Source organism: Bradyrhizobium sp. Y36 (assembly GCF_002531575.1).
In the GTDB taxonomy this organism is placed as follows: Bacteria; Pseudomonadota; Alphaproteobacteria; order Rhizobiales; family Xanthobacteraceae; genus Bradyrhizobium.
Genome location: NZ_NWTI01000019.1, coordinates 14,737 through 33,905, shown reverse-complemented (window position 1 = coordinate 33,905; position 19,169 = coordinate 14,737). Strand labels below are relative to the sequence as shown.

Genomic DNA, 19,169 nt, shown 5'->3' with positions numbered 1-19,169 from the left:
TCAGCGCGCGCGGCGCGAGAAGAACGAGATCAGGACCGGCAAGGTCACGAGGATCACGACCGGCGCCAGCATCATGCCGGTGACGACGACGACGGCGAGCGGCTTTTGCACCTGCGAGCCGATGCCCTCCGACAGCGCCGCCGGCAGAAGCCCGACGCCGGCGACGACGCAGGTCATCAGCACCGGCCGGAGCTGAAGCTCGCCGGTGCGCACCACCGCACTCATGCGGTCCATGCCTTCCTCGATGAGCTGGTTGAACTGCGACAGGATGATGATGCCGTCCATCACGGCGATGCCGAACAGCGCAATGAAGCCGATCGCCGCGGAGACGCTGAACGCGGTGCCGGAGATCAAGAGACCCAGCACGCCGCCGAAGATCGCCATCGGGATCACGCTCATCGCCAGCAGCGTGTCGGCCATCGAGCCGAAATTGAACCAGAGCAGCACGCCGATCAGCGCCAGCGAGATCGGCACCACGATCGACAGGCGGCGGATCGCATCCTGGAGATTGCCGAATTCGCCGACCCATTCCATGTGCGAGCCGGGCGGCAGTTGCACCTGCTCGGCGATCTTGTCCTGGGCCTCGCGGATCGCGCTGCCGAGGTCGCGCTCGCGCACCGAGAACTTGATCGGCAGATAACGTTCCTGCTGCTCGCGATAGATGTAGGCCGCGCCCGAGACCAGGCTGATGGTGGCGACCTCGCTGAGGGGAATCTGGGTGACGGTGCCGTTCGGTCCGGGGGCGCCGATGCGCAAATTCTGAATCGCCTCGGCGCTGCGGCGGTACTCCGGCGCGAGACGGACGATGATCGGGAAGTGACGGTCGGAACCGGGCTCGTAGAGGTCGCCGGCGGTGTCGCCGCCGATCGCGACCTTGATGGTGGCGTTGATGTCGCCCGGCGCGAGGCCATAGCGCGCGGCCTTGGCGCGGTTGATGTCGATCTGGACCGTCGGCTGCCCGAGCGAGGTGAACACGGCAAGGTCGGTGACGCCCTGCACGGTCGACAGCACCTGCTTGATCTTGTTGGCGGTGTCGGTGAGCGCCTGGAGATCGCTGCCGAACAGCTTGATCGAGTTCTCGCCCTTCACGCCCGAGACGGCCTCGGAGACGTTGTCCTGGAGATATTGCGAGAAGTTGAACTCGACGCCGGGGAAGCGGTCGTCGAGCTGCTTGAGCAGTTGCGCGGTCAGCTCTTCCTTGTCGCGGGTCCCGGGCCATTGGCTGATCGGCTTCAGCGGCGCGAAGAACTCGGCGTTGAAGAAGCCGGCGGCGTCGGTGCCGTCGTCGGGACGGCCGTGCTGCGATACGACGGACTCGACCTCGGGCCGGGCGCGGATCAGCTTGCGCATCTCGTTGACGTAGCTGTTGCCTTCCTGGAGCGAGATGGTCGGCGGCAGCGTGGCGCGAATCCAGAGATTGCCCTCTTCCAGCTTCGGCAGGAATTCGAGGCCGAGCAGCCGGGCCAGCGCCACCGTCATCAGCACGAGCCCGACCGCGCCGCCGAGCACGATGGCGCGATGGGTGACCGCCCATTGCAGCAGCGGCGAGTACACGCGATGCAGGATCCGCATGACCCTGGTCTCGGTTTCCTCGACATGCGCGGGCAGGATGATCGCGGACAATGCCGGCGTGACCGTGAACGTCGCAAGCAGCCCGCCGGCGAGCGCATAGGCGTAGGTGCGGGCCATCGGCCCGAAGATGTTGCCCTCGACGCCGGACAGCGTGAACAGCGGCAGGAAGGCCGCGATGATGATCGCCGCGGCAAAGAAGATCGAGCGCGAGACGTCGGCGGCCGCGCTGAGGATGGCGTGGCTCTTCATGCCGAACAGCGTCTCGTTGGACATGTGCTCGGATTCAGACATCGGCGTCGTCTGGGTCAGGCGGCGGAAGATCGCCTCCACCATGATGACCGTGGCATCGACGATCAGGCCGAAATCGATCGCACCGACCGACAGCAGATTGGCCGATTCCCCGCGCAGCACGAGAATGATGACAGCGAAAAACAGCGCGAACGGAATCGTGGCGCCGACGATCAGCGCGCTGCGGAGGTCGCCGAGGAAGATCCATTGCAGCAGCACGATCAGCAGGATGCCCACCACCATGTTGTGCAGCACGGTGTGAGTGGTGAGCTCGATCAGATCGCCGCGGTCGTAGATGCGCTCGATGCGCACGCCGGGCGGCAGGATGCTGGAATTGTTGATGACCTGGACGAGGTGGTGGACCCGCTTGATGGTCGGCGAGCTCTGCTCACCGCGTCGCATCAGGACGATGCCCTGCACGATGTCGTCGTCCTCGTCGAGGCCGGCAATGCCGAGGCGCGGCTTCTGGCCGACGGTGACGGTGGCGACGTCCTTGACCAGCACCGGATTGCCGCCCGTCTGCGCCACCATGGTGTTGGCGAGGTCGTCGATCGAGCGGATCAGGCCGACGCCGCGCACGACCGCCGATTGCTGGCCGATATTGACGGTGTTGCCGCCGACATTGACGTTGGAATTGCCGACCGCCTGCAGCAGTTGCGGCAGCGTCAGGCCGTTGGCGACCAGCTTGTTGAAGTCGACCTGCAGCTCGTAAGTCTTGCTCTTGCCGCCCCATCCGGTGACGTCGATGACCCCGGGCACTGCGCGGAAGCGGCGCTGCAGGATCCAGTCCTGAATGGTCTTGAGATCGAGCACGCTGTAGTTCGGCGGACCCACGAGGCGGTAGCGGAAGATCTCGCCGATCGGGCTGAGCGGCGAGATCTGCGGCTGCACGTTGCCGGGCAGCGGCGCGAGCTGCGCCAGGCGGTTCAACACCTGCTGCAACGCCTCGTCATAGGTGTAGGCGAAGGAGAACTGGATTTTGACGTCGGACAGACCGTAGAGCGAGATGGTGCGGATGGTCGTGATGTTCTTCAGGCCCGCAACCTGGGTCTCGATCGGGATCGTGATGTAGCGCTCGATCTCTTCCGCCGACAGACCCGGCGATTGCGTCACGATGTCGACCATGGGCGGGGTCGGATCGGGATAGGCCTCGATGTTGAGCTGGTTGAATGCGATCACGCCGCCGATCAGCACGGCGACGAACATCCCAACCATCAGAAAGCGCCGGTTGACGGCAAGGGCGACGAGACGATCCATTCAAGCTTCGGTTTGTCTTGAGTTTATTGGGTCGTCGATCAGCTACCGGACGCCGCGCGGTCGATGAACAGGCTGCCCTTGACCACGATCTGCTCGCCGGGTCGGAGATTGCTGGTGACTTCGACGAGGTTGCCGTTGATGAGGCCGATCTTGATCTCGCGCAGTTCGACCGATTTGTCGTCGCGCGCGACCCAGATGCGGACCTTGTCGGCCTCATAGATCAGAGCCTGTTTCGGCACGGCCGGCGCGGCGCGGTCGCCGGCCGAGTAGATCGTGACGTTGGCGAACATTTCCGGCTTGAGCAGGCCGTCCTTGTTGTCGATGGTGGCGCGGACCAGCAGACGGCGGGTCGTGGGATCGATCGCGGCGGCGACGTAGTTGATCTTGGCCGTCAGGGGGCGGCCCGGCAGCGCCATCACGTTGACGGTGATATCCTGACCGATACACACCGCGGCCGCGTCGCTCTCGCGCACGAAGGCGGTGAGCCACACGGTGGAGAGGTCGCCGACCACGAACACCGGATCGCTGGCGCCGGAATTGACGTACTGGCCGGGGCCGATCTTGCGCTGCACGACCGTGCCGGCGATCGGCGAATAGATCGTGACTTCCGGATTGATAGCGCCCTTGTCCTGGAACGTCTTGATGGTCTCGTCGGTGAAGCCGAGGATGCGCAGCTTGTTGCGTGCGGCTTCCAGCGCGGTCCCCGAGGAACGCATGTCGTTGCGCGCCTGCACCTGGGTCGCTTCCGCCTGCTGGTAATCCTTCAGCGGGATGGCGTGGCCCTCATAAAGGTCCTTGGCACGCTTGAACTGGATGTCGGAGAGCTCGAGCGCCGACTTCGCCTTGTTCTGCGAGGTCATCGCCGCGATGAAGTCGTTCTGGGCCTGCACGGTGTCGGCGGCCTCGATTGTGAACAGCGGTTGATCTTGCTTCAGCATCTCACCCGGCTTGGCCAGCAGCTTGGTGACGCGGCCGGCATAGGGCGAGAACACCGGCGTCGAACGATCCTCGTCGACGGCGACCTTGCCTTCGGTGACATATTCGGCGCGGAAGGCCCTGGCCTTGACCGGCTCTATCGTCAGCGTCGCCCATTCGGACGCTGTCGGCGTGAAGTTCTGAGCATTCCGGCGCGATTGGCTGGAGATCTCGGAGTGCTTCTTTTCCTTGGGCCCCAAAGAGAGGAAGCCATAGGCGCCGGCACCGGCAAGAGCTAGTAGAACTACGGATGTGATCACCCGTTGTTTTGTAAACACCTGCAATCGCTTGGTATTTTCAACTACCATGGAGCCCGGTCGTGTCTGCGACGATCTCGGCAGGTCCCTGCCTTATCGGTTGCGCTAATAGTGCCGAATTGGGATTGCAAACAACCTAAAAAGTGCCGATCGGCTTTCGGTTTGCGTTAAAATTTTGCGACGCGTCAGCTTCACGTCAGCTTCGCGCCGGCCACTGTGCCGGATGACTGCCGAGCGGCATCGCCGGACGCGACCATTGCGCCGGTGTCGCCGACAGCAGCGCCGCATGACGCACCGCCTTCAACATGCCGAAGCCAGATGGCATGCTCTCGATGAACGCAGCATGTACGGCCTCTCCCGAAAGATCCGGGATGTTCAGTCCGCCGTCCAGCCGACCGAGATTCCACAACCAGCGCCCGGTCTGCGCCAGTGACACGCGCACGTGCCAGCTGCCGCCTTCGCGGGCCTGGCGCAGCTTGGCCATCATCGCGCCGAACGCCATCAGATAGCCGGTGGCATGGTCGAGCATCTGCGCCGGCAATTCCTTGGGGCCGTCGACGCCGGCGGCCCTTCCTTCCGCATGGTTGAAGCCGGTCGTGGTCTGCACCAGGGAATCGAAGCCGCGCCGCTCGGCCCAGGGGCCGGCATGACCGTACGCCGACAGCGTCACATAGACGATGCCGGGATTGAGGCTTGCAGCATCCTGCGGTGAAAAACCGAGCGCTGCGAGCGCACGCGGGCGATAGCCTTGCGAGAATATGTCGGCGTCTTTCAGCAGTTCGCGCAACATCGCCCTGCCCGTCTCCGTCTTCAGCTCGATGAAGGTGGTGAGCTTGCCGCGGCCGGTGTCGATGGTGAGCCAGGGAATGGCGGGCAGGTCCGGACCCGACACCAGCAGCACATCCGCGCCGTGCGCGGCAAGGGTGCGGCCCGCGACGGGACCTGCAATGACGCGGGAGAGATCGAGCACGCGAAGACCTGCGAGCGGACGATCGCCGTTCGCGTATCTTTGCGGCCACGGCTTCGGCGCGGCTTCGCCGATCTTCTCGATCGAGATCAGCGGCAATTGCGCGAGCGCGTGCGCCTGCGGCAGCGCCGACCATTCGTCGTAAGAGCGCATCAGCGCGACCACACCGCCCGCGGCATAAGCCGCAGTTTCGAACGCCTCGCCCTTCCATTGCATCAGTGCCGCCTGCACCTTCTCGCGCTCGGGCTCGCAAGCCAGCACGCTGCAGACGGCGTCGCGATGATGCGGGAAGTTGGTATGACAGCGGACGAAGCGGCCGTCGCCGGTCCTGTAGACTCCGGCGATGGCGTCCCAGGCCGGCGGCGGAGGCTTGTCGTCGAGACGCAAATAGCGTTCGGAGCGGCACTCGGCGACGGCATGGCGCAGGTCGACGGAGACGTCCTGCACCTGCCCGCTGCGCAGCCGCCAGATCTCGGCCGCAGCGAGGCCAGCGGCGGCGATAGTCGTCTGTCCGGCGACGGCGACACGGAACGAGGACGGAATCTGCGGCTGCTCGCCGGTCAGCCTCACGCGTTCGAGCGCGGCCTTATCGCCGCCGGCGGAGGTCCAGATGTTCTCGAGAATATCGGCGGGGCTTTGCATGACCGCTTCTCTCCCTCGTCATTTGCTGTACTTTTCTCGACCATGTCATGATCGCAGAAAGGAATGCAATGGCCGCCATCGATCCCCTCATCGCAGGTGCCGTGTTCATCGCGACGGCGGCCACTGACGCCGTCTATGTCATGTTCACCTCGGCCGTGATCGCCCGCAAGCGCATCCCGGCGGCGAACTGGAGCGCGGTCTGGTACCTGCTCTCATCCTACGCGGTGATCAGCTACACCGAAAACGCCGCCTACGTCGCCTTCGCTGCGATCGGCTCCTGGGCCGGTGCCTATGCCTCGCTGACCTTCCTGCACCGCCCGCCCGGCGGCCCGCCGGTGGGGGCTGCGCCGGAGTGAGGCGGGCGAGGTCTTCGCCATCAAGCACGATGTCATCATCCGCGAAAGCGGATGATCCAGTATTCCAGAGACGGCTGTGATTAAACCGCTAGGCCGCGGCGTACTGGATACCCCGCCTGCGCGGGGTATGACACCGAGAACGAATTCGACATCCCCGCTCAAACAATTAAGCTGCGCACCACCAACAACAAGGACTACCAAACAATGGATCTCGGTCTCAAAGGAAAGAACGCCGTCGTGCTCGGCGGCACGCGTGGCATCGGGCGGGCGATCGCGGCAACGCTGGCCGGTGAAGGCGCCAATGTCGCGGTGTGCGCACGCAATGCCGATCAGGTCGCGGCCACCGTCGCCGAGTTGAAGGCGAGCGGCATCAAGGCGACCGGCGGCGCCGTCGACGTCACCGACGGCGCGGCGCTGAAGACCTGGATCGAGGGCGTCGCCAAGGAACTCGGCGGCATCGACCTGCTGTTCTCCAATGCCGGCGCGATGGCGCAGGGCCACGATCCCGCATCGTGGCAGCAGAATTTCCAGCTCGACGTTCTCGGCGCCGTGCACGCGTTCGACGCCGCGCGGCCGTTCCTCGAAGCGGGCGGCGCGAGCAGCGGCGACGCCGCCTTCGTCATCATCTCCTCGATCTCGGCGGCGCAGGCCGACACGGCCAGCTCCTACGGCCCGATCAAGGCCGCGCTGATCCACATGGCCAAGGGACTTGCGCGGCAATATGCCAGGAAGAAGATCCGCGTGAATGTCGTCTCGCCCGGCACCGTCTATTTCAAGGGCGGCGTCTGGGAGATGATCGAGAAGAACATGCCCGACCGCTACAACGACGCGATGAAGCGCAATCCGACCGGACGCATGGCAACACCGCAGGACATCGCGAGCGCGGCAGTGTTCCTGGCGAGCCCGGTGTCGGGGTTCACGACGGGGTCCAATCTCGTCGTCGACGGCGCGATCTCGAACCGGGTGAATTTTTGAGGCGCGCTGTCATCGCCCGCGCAGGCGGGCGATCCGGTATTCCGAGACGCAGCGGCTGGAACCGAGAGGCCGCGGCGTACTGGATACCCCGCCTTCGCGGGGTATGACATCGAGAGTGTGACGACATCCTGCGCCACGCCCTCAATGAAAATCCCGCGACGGCGGCAGGATGCGGACGTTGCGGGGGTGGCGGTGTTTTTGCGCGGGCATGTCCGTGAGCGCACGGGGGTCTTCGTTGAGCGGTTCGACCAATGTGGCCCCTGTCGGCACCGGATGCTTGCGGCTCAGCGCGTCGTTGGCGAGGCCGACCAGATCGTGCGAGCGGTCGACCATGCGCTGGGCGATCAGGTGCGTCACCTTCTCGGGGCTGCTCTGGATATAGCCCTGGACCTCGATGAGCCGCGCGCCCATCACCTCCTTGCGATACTGCTCCATGACCTTGGGCCAGACCACGACATTGGCGATGCCGGTCTCGTCCTCCAACGTCATGAACACGACGCCGCTGGCGCTGCCCGGCCGCTGCCGGACCAGCACCACGCCGGCACAGCGGACGCGGCGCCGCTCGTTCTCGTGGCTGATCTCCTTGCAGGCGACGATGCGCTCGCGCGCAAACATCTCGCGCAGAAATTCCATCGGATGGCCCTTCAGCGAGAGCCGGATGGTCTGGTAATCCGCGACCACCTGCTCGGAGAGCGGCATCTCGGGCAGCGGCTTTGCATGCTCGTCCGGCTGCTCGCGCGCGGTCGCCGCCTCGAACAGCGGCAGCGGCACGTCGTCGGGCAACCGCCGCACCTGCCACAGCGCCTCGCGGCGGTCGAGCCCGAGCGAGCGGAAGGCGTCGGCATCCGCGAGCAGGATCAGCGCGCGCTTCGGCAGCCTGGTGTCGCGGGCGAAGTCTTCGAGCGAGGTGAAGGGACGGCGGTCGCGGGCGGCGACGATGCGGTCGGCCCAGTCTTCGGCTCTCTCGACATCGTCATTCCGGGGCTCGCCTGTTGGCGCGAGCTCTGATGCGCAATTGCGCATCTGAGAATCCCTACTCCCGATCGTGGTTATGGATTCCGGGCTCGCGCTGCGCGCGCCCCGGAATGACGATTGAGAACGTTTGAGACGCTCTTCATCTTCATCCAGCCAGTGAAAGCCGTCGATCTGGCGGAAGCCGAGGCGCACGGCGCAATATCTGCCGCTTCCCTCCTCCAGCGTGTTCTGCGCAAAGCTGTAGGACACGTCGATGTCACGCACCTCGACGCCGTTCTTGCGGGCGTCGCCGACGATCTGTGCCGGGGCGTAAAAGCCCATCGGCTGCGAGTTCAGAAGGCCGCAGCAGAAGGCGTCGGGGTGATGATATTTCAGCCATGACGAGACGTAGACCAGCTGCGCGAAGCTCGCGGCATGGCTCTCCGGGAAGCCGTAGGAGCCAAAGCCCTTGATCTGGTCAAAACAGCTTCTGGCGAAATTGGCATCGTAGCCGCGCGCCACCATGTTGCCGATCAGCTTCTCCTCGTACTGGCCGATGGTGCCGACATTGCGAAAGGTCGCCATCGAGCGGCGCAGGCCGTTGGCTTCCTCGGAAGTGAACTTCGCCGCCTCGATCGCGATGCGCATCGCCTGCTCCTGAAACAGGGGCACGCCCTTGGTCTTGTGCAGCACCTTGTAGAGCTCGTCCGCGGGACCATGCTCGGGCGACGGCGAGGGATAGCTTACTTTCTCCTGGCCGTTCCGCCGCCTCAAGTAAGGATGCACCATGTCGCCCTGGATCGGCCCGGGCCGCACGATCGCGACCTCGATGACGAGATCGTAGAAGGTCCGCGGCTTCAGGCGCGGCAGCATGTTCATCTGCGCGCGGCTCTCGACCTGGAACACGCCGAGCGACTCGCCCGCGCACAGCATGTCATAGACTTTGGGATCGTCCTGCGGGACGCTCGCCAGAACCCAACGCTCGCCCTTGTGCCGGTCGATCAGATCGAAACATTTCCGGATGCAGGTCAGCATGCCGAGCGCGAGCACGTCGACCTTCATCATGCTCAGCGCATCGACGTCGTCCTTGTCCCATTCGATGAAAGTGCGGTCGTCCATCGCGGCATTTCCGATGGGGACATAGGTGTCGAGCCGGTCCTGGGTCAGCACATAGCCGCCGACATGCTGGGACAGATGGCGCGGAAATTCGATCAGCTCGGTCGCAAGCTCGACCGCGAGATTGATCATGGGATTCCTGGGATCGAGCCCGGCCTGGCGGACCTGCATGTCGTTGAGGCCCTTGCCCCAGCTGCCCCAGACGGTGTCGGCGAGCGCGGCGGTGACGTCCTCGGTCAGGCCCAGCGCCTTGCCGACGTCGCGGATGGCGCTGCGCGGGCGATAATGGATGACGGTGGCGATGATCGCGGCGCGGTGCCGGCCGTAGCGGCGGTAGACATATTGCATCACCTCCTCGCGCCGCGAATGCTCGAAATCGACGTCGATGTCGGGCGGCTCCAGCCGCTCCTTGGAGATGAAGCGCTCGAACAGCAGGTCGACCTTGGTCGGGTCGACCGAGGTGATGCCGAGCACGTAGCACACGGCCGAATTCGCCGCCGAGCCGCGGCCCTGGCACAGGATGTTCTGGCTGCGCGCGTAGTGGACGATGTCGTGCACGGTGAGGAAATAATGCGCGTATTTCAGCTCGGCGATCAGCGCGAGCTCCTTGTTGAGGGTCGCATGCAGCTTCGCATCAATGTTCTCGATACCACCAAAGTATTTACCGACGCCCGCCCAGGTCAGGTCCTCCAGATGCCCCTGCGCGGTCTTGCCCGGCGGCACCGGCTCGTCAGGATACTGGTATTTGAGCTGATCGAGCGAGAACTCGATCTTGCCCGCAAAACGCATCGTCTCCCTGATCGCATCAGGAAAATCGCGGAACAACCGCGACATTTCGCGAGACGTCTTCAGAAAACGCTCGGCATTGGCTTCCAGCCGCCTCCCGACCGCCGCGATCGTGGTCTTCTCGCGGATGCAGGTCAGCACGTCCTGAAGCGGGCGGCGGCTGGGATCGTGATAGAGCACCTCGTTGGTCGCGAGCAGCGGGACCTTTGCCTTTGCCGCGAGATCGTCGAGTCGCGCCAGGCGGCGGCGGTCGTCGCCGCGATAAACGAGGCTCGCCGCCAGCCACACGCCCTCGGCGCGGCTTGCCCTGAGCTTGGCAAGAATATCCAGCACCTGCCCGGATTCGAAACGATGCGGCAGCGTCAGGGTCAGAAGCTGGCCTTCCGAAAATTCGAGAAGATCGGCAAGCCCGAGATGACACTCGCCCTTCTCGATCCGCGTGATGTCGTCCCCGCGCTTGCCCCGGGTGAGAAGCTGGCACAGCCGGCCATAGGCCGCGCGGTCGCGCGGATAAACAAGAATGTCGGGCGTGCCGTCGACGAAGACGATGCGGGCGCCGATCAGGAGTTTCGGCTTGTGCAGCACCTTCTCATTGCCGAGTTCGTTCCAGGCCCGCACCACGCCGGCGAGCGTGTTGTGATCGGCAATGCCGATTGCGGGAATGCCGAGCCTGCTCGCCTGATGCACATAGGCGCGCGGATCCGAGCCGCCGCGCAGGAAAGAGAAATTGGTGGTGATGCCGATCTCGGCATAGGCGGGAGCAGTCATGCGAAGAGACCGTGCACATACCAGTTGGGCGGCGCGGGCTTGCCGTCGGCGTCGAATACCTCGCCCTCGTAGAGACCGTCGCGAAAGATCCAGAAACGCAGGCCCTCGGCATCCTCGATACGGAAATAATCCCGCGTCAGCTGCTTGCCGTCCTGCCGCCACCATTCCATCGCGATGCGCTCGGGTCCTTCCACCCGCACCACCGCGTGTTTGGCGCGCCGCCAGGTGAATTGATGCGGCGGCCCGTCGGGCACGGTCGCGAACGGCACGGTGACCGGCTCCGGCTTGTCGAACAGCCTTAAAGGGCGCAGCGGCGGCTCGCTCTCGGCACGTGCGGGCCATTCGGCCTGCATGGCAGCCGTGAGATGCTGCTGCGCGGGCGCGGCCAGCACCGCCTGCTCGGGGATATGGGTATCCTCGGGCAGATGCACGATCACGCGCTTTCCCCCGATCCGCGCGGCGATGCGGTCGATCAATGCGGTGAGCTCGTCATTGTCGTGGATATGGGTGTCGAGATCGCGCTGCTCCTGAACCACGATCTCGGTGCGGCTCGCCGACAGACGCACCATGTCGAAGCCGAAGCCGGGATCGAGCGGATCGGCCAGCGCATCGAGCCGCTCGCGGAACAGGCGGTCGATCACCGCGCTACGCGTCACGGGACGTCCGGTCTCGACCATGATCGCGCGCACCACGCCGTCGGTGCGAAAGAAGGCGGCTTCGAGCCGCCGCGCGCCCTTGCCTTGTTTCTCCATGGACGTAACAAGCGTGTCCGCCAGCCGTGACAGCGTCATCGCGATCATGGTGTCGGTCGCGATCGGCTCGGCGAAGCGCTTCTCGACGATGTAATCGGGCAGCGGCTTGCGCGGGTTGATCGGCGCATCGCCCTGCCCCAGCGCATGCGCAAGCAGCGTGGAGAAGCGGGCGCCGAACCGCGCCGTGATCTCGGAGGCGCTGCGCGATGCGACATCGCCGATGGTCTTCAGGCCGGCGCGACGCAGGCCGGTGGTGACGGCCTCCTCCGCGCCGAGCGCGGACACCGGAAACCGGCCGATCGCCGCCGCCTCGCCGCCATCGGGAACGATGCTGCCGGAGGCCTGCCGCGTCAGCGTGCGGGCACAGACCGAGGTGCCGGCGATCGCCGCCCCCACGGCAAAGCCCTGACGGCCGAGCGCACGAACCAGCGTCTTGAGCAGCGCGGCCTCGCCGCCAAACAGATGCGCGCAGCCGGTGATATCGAGAAACAGCCCGTGCGGCGGATCGAGCGCCACCAGCGGCGTGAAGCGGTCGCACCAGTCGGCGATGTCGCTGAGCGTCTTGGCATCGGCCACGGTATCGGCGTCGAACACACGCAAATCCGGACACATCGCCCGCGCATTGGCGAGCGGCTGACCAATGTACAGACCGAGGCGCTCGGCGGCCTCGTCGAGCGCATGGATCACCAGCGCATTGTTGTCCTTGATGACGACGATGCTGGGCTCATTGTTTTTATGCAGTCCGACGTTCCCAAAGAACCGCTGGATCCGGTCGATCGGCAGGCGCGGCAGCCACAGGCTGAGAATACGTCGACGGTTCACTGAACTGGCACTCATCACAATTCCATTCCATGATCCACCGGCCGCATTGGCCATGACGATGACGCAAGAGTTCGGCATCGAAGCGCGGCGCGCCCCAGGCGTCCCACACTGGCCCCGGCGGCGAATGCGCTGCCCGCAGCATCCATCGCGTCTCCGCGGTCGAGGGTAGCGGCTGCGCGGCCATGCGCAGCATCAGCCCGGTGACGCCGGAGCCTTGCGCGGCCAGCGTCAGCTTGCGGCTCGCCACGAGGTCGAACTGCCTGACATCGCCCCAGAGCTCGAGCACGACGGCGCCCAGCGCGTCGCAGGCGAGCGCATCGGCCGAGCTGCGCAGCGCGCTCTCGACATCGGCGGCGCGCACCATCACCACGCGGCGCGGATCGAGGCCGAGCTCGGCAAGCCCGCTCATCGACAGCGCGCCGGTTTCGAGTTCCGAAAAATCCTGCCGCACCCACAGCAGCGGCCGCTGCGCCGAGACGCGCCCCGCAAGACCCATGACGAAACCCGTCGCGGCCGCGCCCTGACGCCCCTCGCAAAACACCTCGTGGATCGCCGCACGCGCGAGCCCGCCCTTCAGCACGGCGTCGGCCTCGCCATGACCGAGCGCGACGCGATCGTGCTGGTGCACGATCTCCGCCGTCTCGATGCGCTCGATCTGGCCGCGCAAGCTCGCAAGCGCGCTTGTTCGTGCGCCGCTCATACAAGGCCGCTCCTTCAGAGATGATGGCCGTGGCTCTCAAAAATAAGAACCAGCGGCTGGCTCATTTGTTCATGATATGTTCTAATATAAAGCTAACGCCGGCCGGGGAGTCAATCGAATTGGTGCTCTCCCGGATTCATACGTGGAATCAAAGGGATTCAAGAATGGACGTGCAACGCAAGCTGGAGATCCTGGCCGACGCCGCCAAGTACGACGCGTCCTGTGCCTCCAGCGGCACCGAAAAGCGGGATTCCAGCGATCGCAAGGGCATGGGCTCGACCGCGCCCGGCATGGGCATCTGCCATTCCTACGCGCCGGACGGACGCTGCATCTCGCTGCTCAAGGTGCTGCTGACCAACGCCTGCAATTACGACTGCCTCTATTGCGTCAACCGCGCCTCCTCGAACGTAGCCCGCGCCCGCTTCACCATCGACGAAGTGGTCAAGCTGACGCTCGACTTCTACCGGCGCAATTACATCGAGGGACTGTTTCTCTCCTCCGGCATCATCCGCAGCCCCGACTACACCATGGAGCAGGTGGTGAGCGTCGCGCGAACCTTGCGCGAGACGCATCACTTCCGTGGCTACATTCACCTGAAGACCATTCCCGAGGCCGACGATGCGCTGATCGCGGAGGCCGGCAAATATGCCGATCGCCTCTCCATCAACATCGAGATGCCCGAGGAGACGAGCCTGCAGCAATTCGCCCCCGAGAAGGACGTCCGCGCGATCCGCCGCACCATGGGCCGGTTGCGCTTGAAACTCGACGAGGCCGAAGAGAACCGCATAGCGAAGACGAAGGCCAGGCCGCAGCGCTTTGCGCCCGCAGGCCAGAGCACGCAGATGATCGTCGGCGCCGACGCGGCCTCCGACCACACCATTCTCCACACCAGCTCCAATCTCTATGGCTCGTACAAGCTGCGGCGCGTCTATTACTCCGCCTTCAGCCCGATCCCCGATGCGAGCCGTGCTTTGCCCCTGGTGCAGCCCCCGCTGCTGCGCGAGCACCGGCTCTACCAGGCTGACTGGCTGATGCGGTTCTACGGATTCGATGTCGGCGAGATCGTCGACGACAGCGCCATGCTGCCGCTCGACATCGACCCGAAGCTCGCCTGGGCGCTGCGCCACCGCGATCGCTTCCCGCTCGACGTCAACCGCGCCAGCCGCGAGGAGCTGCTGCGCGTGCCGGGCTTCGGCACCAAGGCGGTCGAGCGCATCATCGCAACGCGTCGCACCACCACGATCCGCCTCTCCGATCTGGCGCGGCTGCACGTACCCAAGCACAAGGCGCTGCCGTTCATCGTTCTCAGCGATCACCGCCCCTCCCCGCATCGCCTCGATGCCGCCGGGCTGATCGAACGTTTCAAGCCGAAAGCAACGCAACTGGGATTTGGCTTCTGATGCAGTACATCACCCTCGACACCGAAACCGATTTCGACGGCTGGCGGAAAGCAGCACGCAGCCTCGTGCTGCATCATGTGCAGCCCGCCGATGTCACCTGGACCGTGCAAGGCCGCGATGCGGAGCTGTTCGCACCGCAAGCGCCGTCTCCGATCCTCGAGGTGAATGACGGCACCTTCAATGTGTCAGGCAAATTCGTCGATCTCGCCAGGGCCGCGATCCTGCACCGCGATCCCGAGCGCTTTGCGATTCTTTATCGCCTGCTCTGGCGCCTGAAGGACCATCACGATCTCATCGACGTCGCGACCGACGTCGATGTCGCGCAGGTCATTGCGATGGCGCGAGCGGTTCATCGCGACGAGCACAAGATGCATGCCTTCGTCCGCTTCCGCGAGATCGGCCGGGAACGCGAAGCGCACTACGTCGCCTGGTTCGAGCCGGAGCATCACATCGTCGAGCTAGCAGCGCCGTTCTTCGCCAAGCGATTTGCCGACATGCCCTGGTCGATCCTGACGCCGGACCTCTGCGCGCATTGGGACGGCCACGCGCTCTCGTTCACGCCGGGCGTCAGCAAGAGCGAGGCGCCGGGCGAAGACCGGCTGGAGGAGACCTGGCGGCGCTATTACGCCAGCATCTTCAATCCGGCGCGGCTCAAAGTGAAGGCGATGCAGGCCGAGATGCCGAAGAAATACTGGAGGAACCTGCCCGAGGCCTCGATCATTAAGCCCTTGATCGAGGACGCCGAGCGCATGACCGGCGCCATGATCGCCAACGCCGCAACCGATCCGCACAAGCCTCAGAAGCGACCGGAGGCCCCGATGACGCGCAAGCCTGCCGCCGATGATCTCGACGCGCTCCGCGAGGAGGCAGCCCATTGCCGCGCCTGTCCGCTCTACAAGGACGCGACCCAGACCGTGTTCGGCGAGGGCCCGAAGGACGCCAATATCATGCTGGTCGGCGAGCAGCCCGGCGACAAGGAAGACCTCACCGGCCACCCCTTCGTCGGCCCGGCCGGCCAGATGCTGGACCGTGCGCTGGAGGAAGCCGGCGTCGACCGCAAGAAGGTCTACGTCACCAACGCCGTGAAGCACTTCAAATTCGTGCCGCGCGGCAAGATCCGCCTGCACCAGAAGCCGGCAACGCCGGAGATCAAGGCATGCCGGCAATGGTATGAGCGGGAAGTCGCGGCGATCCAGCCCGATCTGATCGTGGCGATGGGGGCAACCGCAGCGCAAAGCGTGTTCGGCAAGATCACCCCGGTCGGCAAGACCCGCGGCCGGCTCATCGACCTCGAAGACGGACGCAAGGTGCTGGTGACCGTGCATCCCTCCTATCTGCTGCGGCTTCCCGATCCGGAAGCCAAGGTGCTGGAATATCGGCGCTTTGTCGAAGACCTGAAGATTGCCGCCGGGCTGCAGAGGAAAGCTGCGCGCGCCGCCTGAAGAGTGGTGGGAAAACGGCCTTCAACCGCCGCTTGTCATCCAGCCTTCAAATCCATCGCAGACAATGCCCCTCAACTGCAAGTGAAGGGGCGTCCAGACATGACCGATGTTGCATTCGACCGCGCGGTAGCCGATCCCGCGCCAGTCCAGCCGGCCTCGCGGCCGAATCTCGACAAGGGCTTCAATCCGCTGACGATGATCCTGTTCTTCGGCATCCTCGCCGCGGGCCTGCTGTTCGTCGCCTACAGCATCTATGCCGACGTCAATGCCACCGGCACGAAGGTGACGACCTATCTGCCCTACATCCTGCTCCTCGTCGCGCTGCTGATCGCGCTCGGCTTCGAATTCGTCAACGGCTTCCACGACACCGCCAATGCGGTGGCGACCGTGATCTACACTCACTCGCTGCCGGCTGAAGTCGCGGTGATGTGGTCGGGCTTCTTCAACTTCCTCGGCGTGCTGATGTCCTCAGGCGCGGTCGCCTTCGGCATCGTCTCGCTGCTGCCGGTCGAGCTGATCCTCCAGGTCGGCTCCAGCGCCGGCTTCGCGATGGTGTTCGCGCTGCTGATTGCCGCGATCCTGTGGAACCTCGGCACCTGGTTCTTCGGCCTGCCCGCCTCCTCCTCGCACACGCTGATCGGCTCGATCATCGGCGTCGGCATCGCCAACGCCGTCATGCGCGGCCGCGACGGCACCTCGGGCGTCGACTGGAGCAAGGCCACCGAGATCGGCTACGCGCTGCTGCTGTCGCCGCTGGTCGGCTTTGCCTGCGCCGCCGCGCTGCTGCTCGTGCTCAAGTTCATCGTGCGCAACCCGGCGCTCTATGCCGCGCCGGAAGGCAACAAGGCGCCGCCGCTGTGGATCCGCGGCCTCCTGATCGCCACCTGCACCGGCGTCAGCTTCGCGCACGGCTCCAACGACGGCCAGAAGGGCATGGGCCTGATCATGCTGATCCTGATCGGCACCGTGCCGACCGCCTATGCGCTCAACCGTGCCCTGCCGGAATCCCAGGTCGCCCAGTTCCAGAAGACCTCGGATGCCGCTTCCAAGGTGGTCGCGGCCAAAGGCGCCGGTCACAGCATCATCGGCGATCCCCGCCCGGCCGTGACGCAGTACATCGCGCTGCGTCAGATCAACGAAGGCACTTACCCCTCGCTCGCCGTGCTGGTGAAGGACGTCGGCGATCAGGTCGCCAAATACGGCACGCTGAACAAGGTGCCCGCCGAAGCCGTCGGCAACACCCGCAACGACATGTACATGACCTCGGAAGCGATCCGCTTCCTGATGAAGGACAAGGAGAACGATCTCAGCAAGGAGGAGATCGCGACCCTGAACGCCTACAAGGGCTCGCTCGATGCGGCTACCAAGTTCATCCCGACCTGGGTGAAGATCGCGGTGGCCATCGCGCTCGGTCTCGGCACCATGATCGGCTGGAAGCGCATCGTCGTCACCGTCGGCGAGAAGATCGGCAAGAGCCACCTCACCTACGCACAAGGCGCCTCCGCCGAGCTCGTGGCGGCCGCCACGATCGGCGCCGCCGACGTGTTCGGCCTGCCGGTCTCCACCACCCACGTGCTGTCGTCCGGTGTCGCCGGCACCATGGCCGCGAACGGCTCGGGCCTGCAATGGTCCACCATCCGTAACCTGCTGATGGCCTGGGTGCTGACGCTGCCCTGCGCGATCATGCTGTCGGCCACACTGTACGTGATCTTCTCGCGGATCTTCTGAGAAGATACCAGATCCCGCAAAAACAAAGGGCCCGCGCGATGCACGGGCCCTTTCCAATTTGTGCTTCCGCCTCGGCCTTATGACGCCGCGAGCGATTCCTCGACCAGCTTCACCCAGTACGACGTGCCGTAGACGATCGCCTCGTCATTGAAATTGTAGGCGGGGTGATGCAGGCCGGCGCTGTCGCCATTGCCGCAGAAGATGAAGGCGCCGGGCCGCGCTTCGAGCATATAGGCGAAATCCTCGCCCCCCATCAGCGGCGGCATCTCGTGCACATTGGCATCGCCAGCGACCTGCCTGGCGATGCGCCGCGCCACCTCGGTCTCCGCGGCATGGTTGTTCACGACGGGATAATTGCGTTGATAGCGCAGGTCGATCTTGGCGCCGGTGATCTGGGCGACGCCCGCGACCACTTCGTGCACGCGTTTCTCGACCAGCTTGCGCACCTCGGGCGAGAGTGTGCGGATGGTGCCCTTCAGCGTCGCCGTCTGCGGAATGACGTTGCGGGCGTTGCCGGCGTGGAATTCGCAGATCGAGATCACCGCCGATTCCAGGGGATCGACGCTGCGTGCGACGATCGACTGCAGCGCCGTGATCACCTGCGCACCGACAAGCAAGGAATCGATGCATTTGTGCGGACGCGCAGCGTGGCCGCCAACGCCCTCGATCATGATGTCGACCTCGTCGGTCGCCGCCATGATCGGGCCCTGGCGGATCGCGAACGAGCCGACCGGAATGCCGGGGCCATTATGCATGCCGTAGACCTGCTCGATGCCGAAGCGCTCCATCAGGCCGTCCTTGACCATGGCCGCGCCGCCGGCGCCGCCCTCCTCGGCCGGCTGGAAGATCACGATCGCATCGCCGGCGAAGTTGCGGGTCTCGGCGAGGTAACGGGCTGCCCCCAGCAGCATCGCGGTATGGCCGTCATGGCCGCAGGCGTGCATCTTGCCCGGGGTCTTGGAGGCATAAGGCAGGTTGGTCTGCTCCTCGACCGGCAGTGCGTCCATGTCGGCGCGCAGGCCGATCACCTTGAGCCCGTCACCGGCGGGCTTGCTGCCCTTGATCACGCCAACCACGCCGGTCTGGCCCATGCCGGTCACGACCTCATCACAGCCGAACTCGCGCAGCCGATCGGCCACGAATGCTGCAGTGCGATGAACATCGTACAGCAGCTCGGGATGCTCATGGATGTCCCGGCGCCAGGCCTGAATATCGGGTTGGAGGTCGGCGACGCGGTTCACGATGGGCATGAAGGGGTCTCAAGCTTGGTTGAAAATACAGGACTGTCTACCATGCAAGCGCCAGTCCACCTAACTCCCGCAGATCGAGGGTAGCCCTGTCCTCTCGTCATGGCCGGGCTTGTCTCCAACTTGTCTTGGCCATCCCCGTCTGACTATTAGGACAGAAAGCGC

At 64.9% G+C, this 19,169-nt stretch carries 12 protein-coding genes; 5 read left to right on the top strand and 7 right to left on the bottom strand.

From position 1 onward, the window contains the following. The 3 genes from CO669_RS26500 to CO669_RS26490 form a co-directional block, all read right to left on the bottom strand. Positions 1–3,117, bottom strand: coding sequence for an efflux RND transporter permease subunit (locus CO669_RS26500; protein ID WP_097662891.1), 3,117 nt, complete (start codon positions 3,115–3,117; stop codon positions 1–3). A 38-nt stretch (positions 3,118–3,155) separates the two neighbouring features. Beyond that, on the bottom strand, positions 3,156–4,400 hold the full coding sequence (locus CO669_RS26495) for an efflux RND transporter periplasmic adaptor subunit (RefSeq protein ID WP_097662890.1): 1,245 nt from the start codon (positions 4,398–4,400) through the stop codon (positions 3,156–3,158). A gap of 145 nt (positions 4,401–4,545) precedes the next feature. Further along, complete coding sequence (locus CO669_RS26490; RefSeq protein WP_097662889.1) at positions 4,546–5,958, bottom strand: CoA transferase; 1,413 nt, start codon at positions 5,956–5,958, stop codon at positions 4,546–4,548. A 68-nt stretch (positions 5,959–6,026) separates the two neighbouring features. Here CO669_RS26490 and CO669_RS26485 point away from each other — a divergent pair, with 68 nt between their 5' ends. Beyond that, complete coding sequence (locus tag CO669_RS26485) at positions 6,027–6,314, top strand: hypothetical protein (RefSeq protein WP_097662888.1); 288 nt, start codon at positions 6,027–6,029, stop codon at positions 6,312–6,314. 204 nt (positions 6,315–6,518) lie between these two features. Beyond that, a complete protein-coding gene (locus CO669_RS26480) occupies positions 6,519–7,289 on the top strand; it encodes an SDR family NAD(P)-dependent oxidoreductase (protein WP_097662887.1) in 771 nt (256 codons plus the stop codon). A gap of 141 nt (positions 7,290–7,430) precedes the next feature. Here CO669_RS26480 and CO669_RS26470 read toward each other — a convergent pair whose 3' ends face one another. Genes CO669_RS26470 through CO669_RS26460 form a run of 3 tightly spaced genes read right to left on the bottom strand, consistent with a single transcriptional unit; the run spans position 7,431 to position 13,187 of the window. Continuing rightward, positions 7,431–10,913 carry an error-prone DNA polymerase gene (locus CO669_RS26470; RefSeq protein WP_097662886.1) on the bottom strand — a complete coding sequence of 1,161 codons (3,483 nt, stop codon included), beginning with the start codon at positions 10,911–10,913 and terminating at the stop codon, positions 7,431–7,433. Beyond that, positions 10,910–12,502, bottom strand: a complete 1,593-nt coding sequence (locus CO669_RS26465) for a Y-family DNA polymerase (RefSeq protein ID WP_198964274.1) — start codon at positions 12,500–12,502, stop codon at positions 10,910–10,912. The genes CO669_RS26470 and CO669_RS26465 overlap by 4 nt, the downstream gene beginning before the upstream one ends. After that, positions 12,399–13,187, bottom strand: coding sequence for an ImuA family protein (locus CO669_RS26460; RefSeq protein ID WP_097662885.1), 789 nt, complete (start codon positions 13,185–13,187; stop codon positions 12,399–12,401). Before CO669_RS26460 ends, CO669_RS26465 begins: the two co-directional genes overlap by 104 nt. A gap of 164 nt (positions 13,188–13,351) precedes the next feature. Between CO669_RS26460 and CO669_RS26455 the strand changes: the two genes are divergently transcribed. The 3 genes from CO669_RS26455 (at position 13,352) to CO669_RS26445 (ending at position 17,757) form a co-directional block, all read left to right on the top strand. Beyond that, positions 13,352–14,587 carry a putative DNA modification/repair radical SAM protein gene (locus CO669_RS26455; protein WP_097662884.1) on the top strand — a complete coding sequence of 412 codons (1,236 nt, stop codon included), beginning with the start codon at positions 13,352–13,354 and terminating at the stop codon, positions 14,585–14,587. Beyond that, positions 14,587–16,029 (top strand): UdgX family uracil-DNA binding protein, encoded by a 1,443-nt coding sequence (locus CO669_RS26450; protein WP_097662883.1) that lies wholly within the window; start codon positions 14,587–14,589, stop codon positions 16,027–16,029. The genes CO669_RS26455 and CO669_RS26450 overlap by 1 nt, the downstream gene beginning before the upstream one ends. Before the next feature lie 99 nt (positions 16,030–16,128). After that, positions 16,129–17,757, top strand: coding sequence for an inorganic phosphate transporter (locus CO669_RS26445; protein ID WP_097662882.1), 1,629 nt, complete (start codon positions 16,129–16,131; stop codon positions 17,755–17,757). A 77-nt stretch (positions 17,758–17,834) separates the two neighbouring features. Here CO669_RS26445 and CO669_RS26440 read toward each other — a convergent pair whose 3' ends face one another. Next, positions 17,835–19,007, bottom strand: a complete 1,173-nt coding sequence (locus tag CO669_RS26440) for a M20 aminoacylase family protein (protein ID WP_097662881.1) — start codon at positions 19,005–19,007, stop codon at positions 17,835–17,837. Positions 19,008–19,169 lie beyond the last annotated feature (162 nt).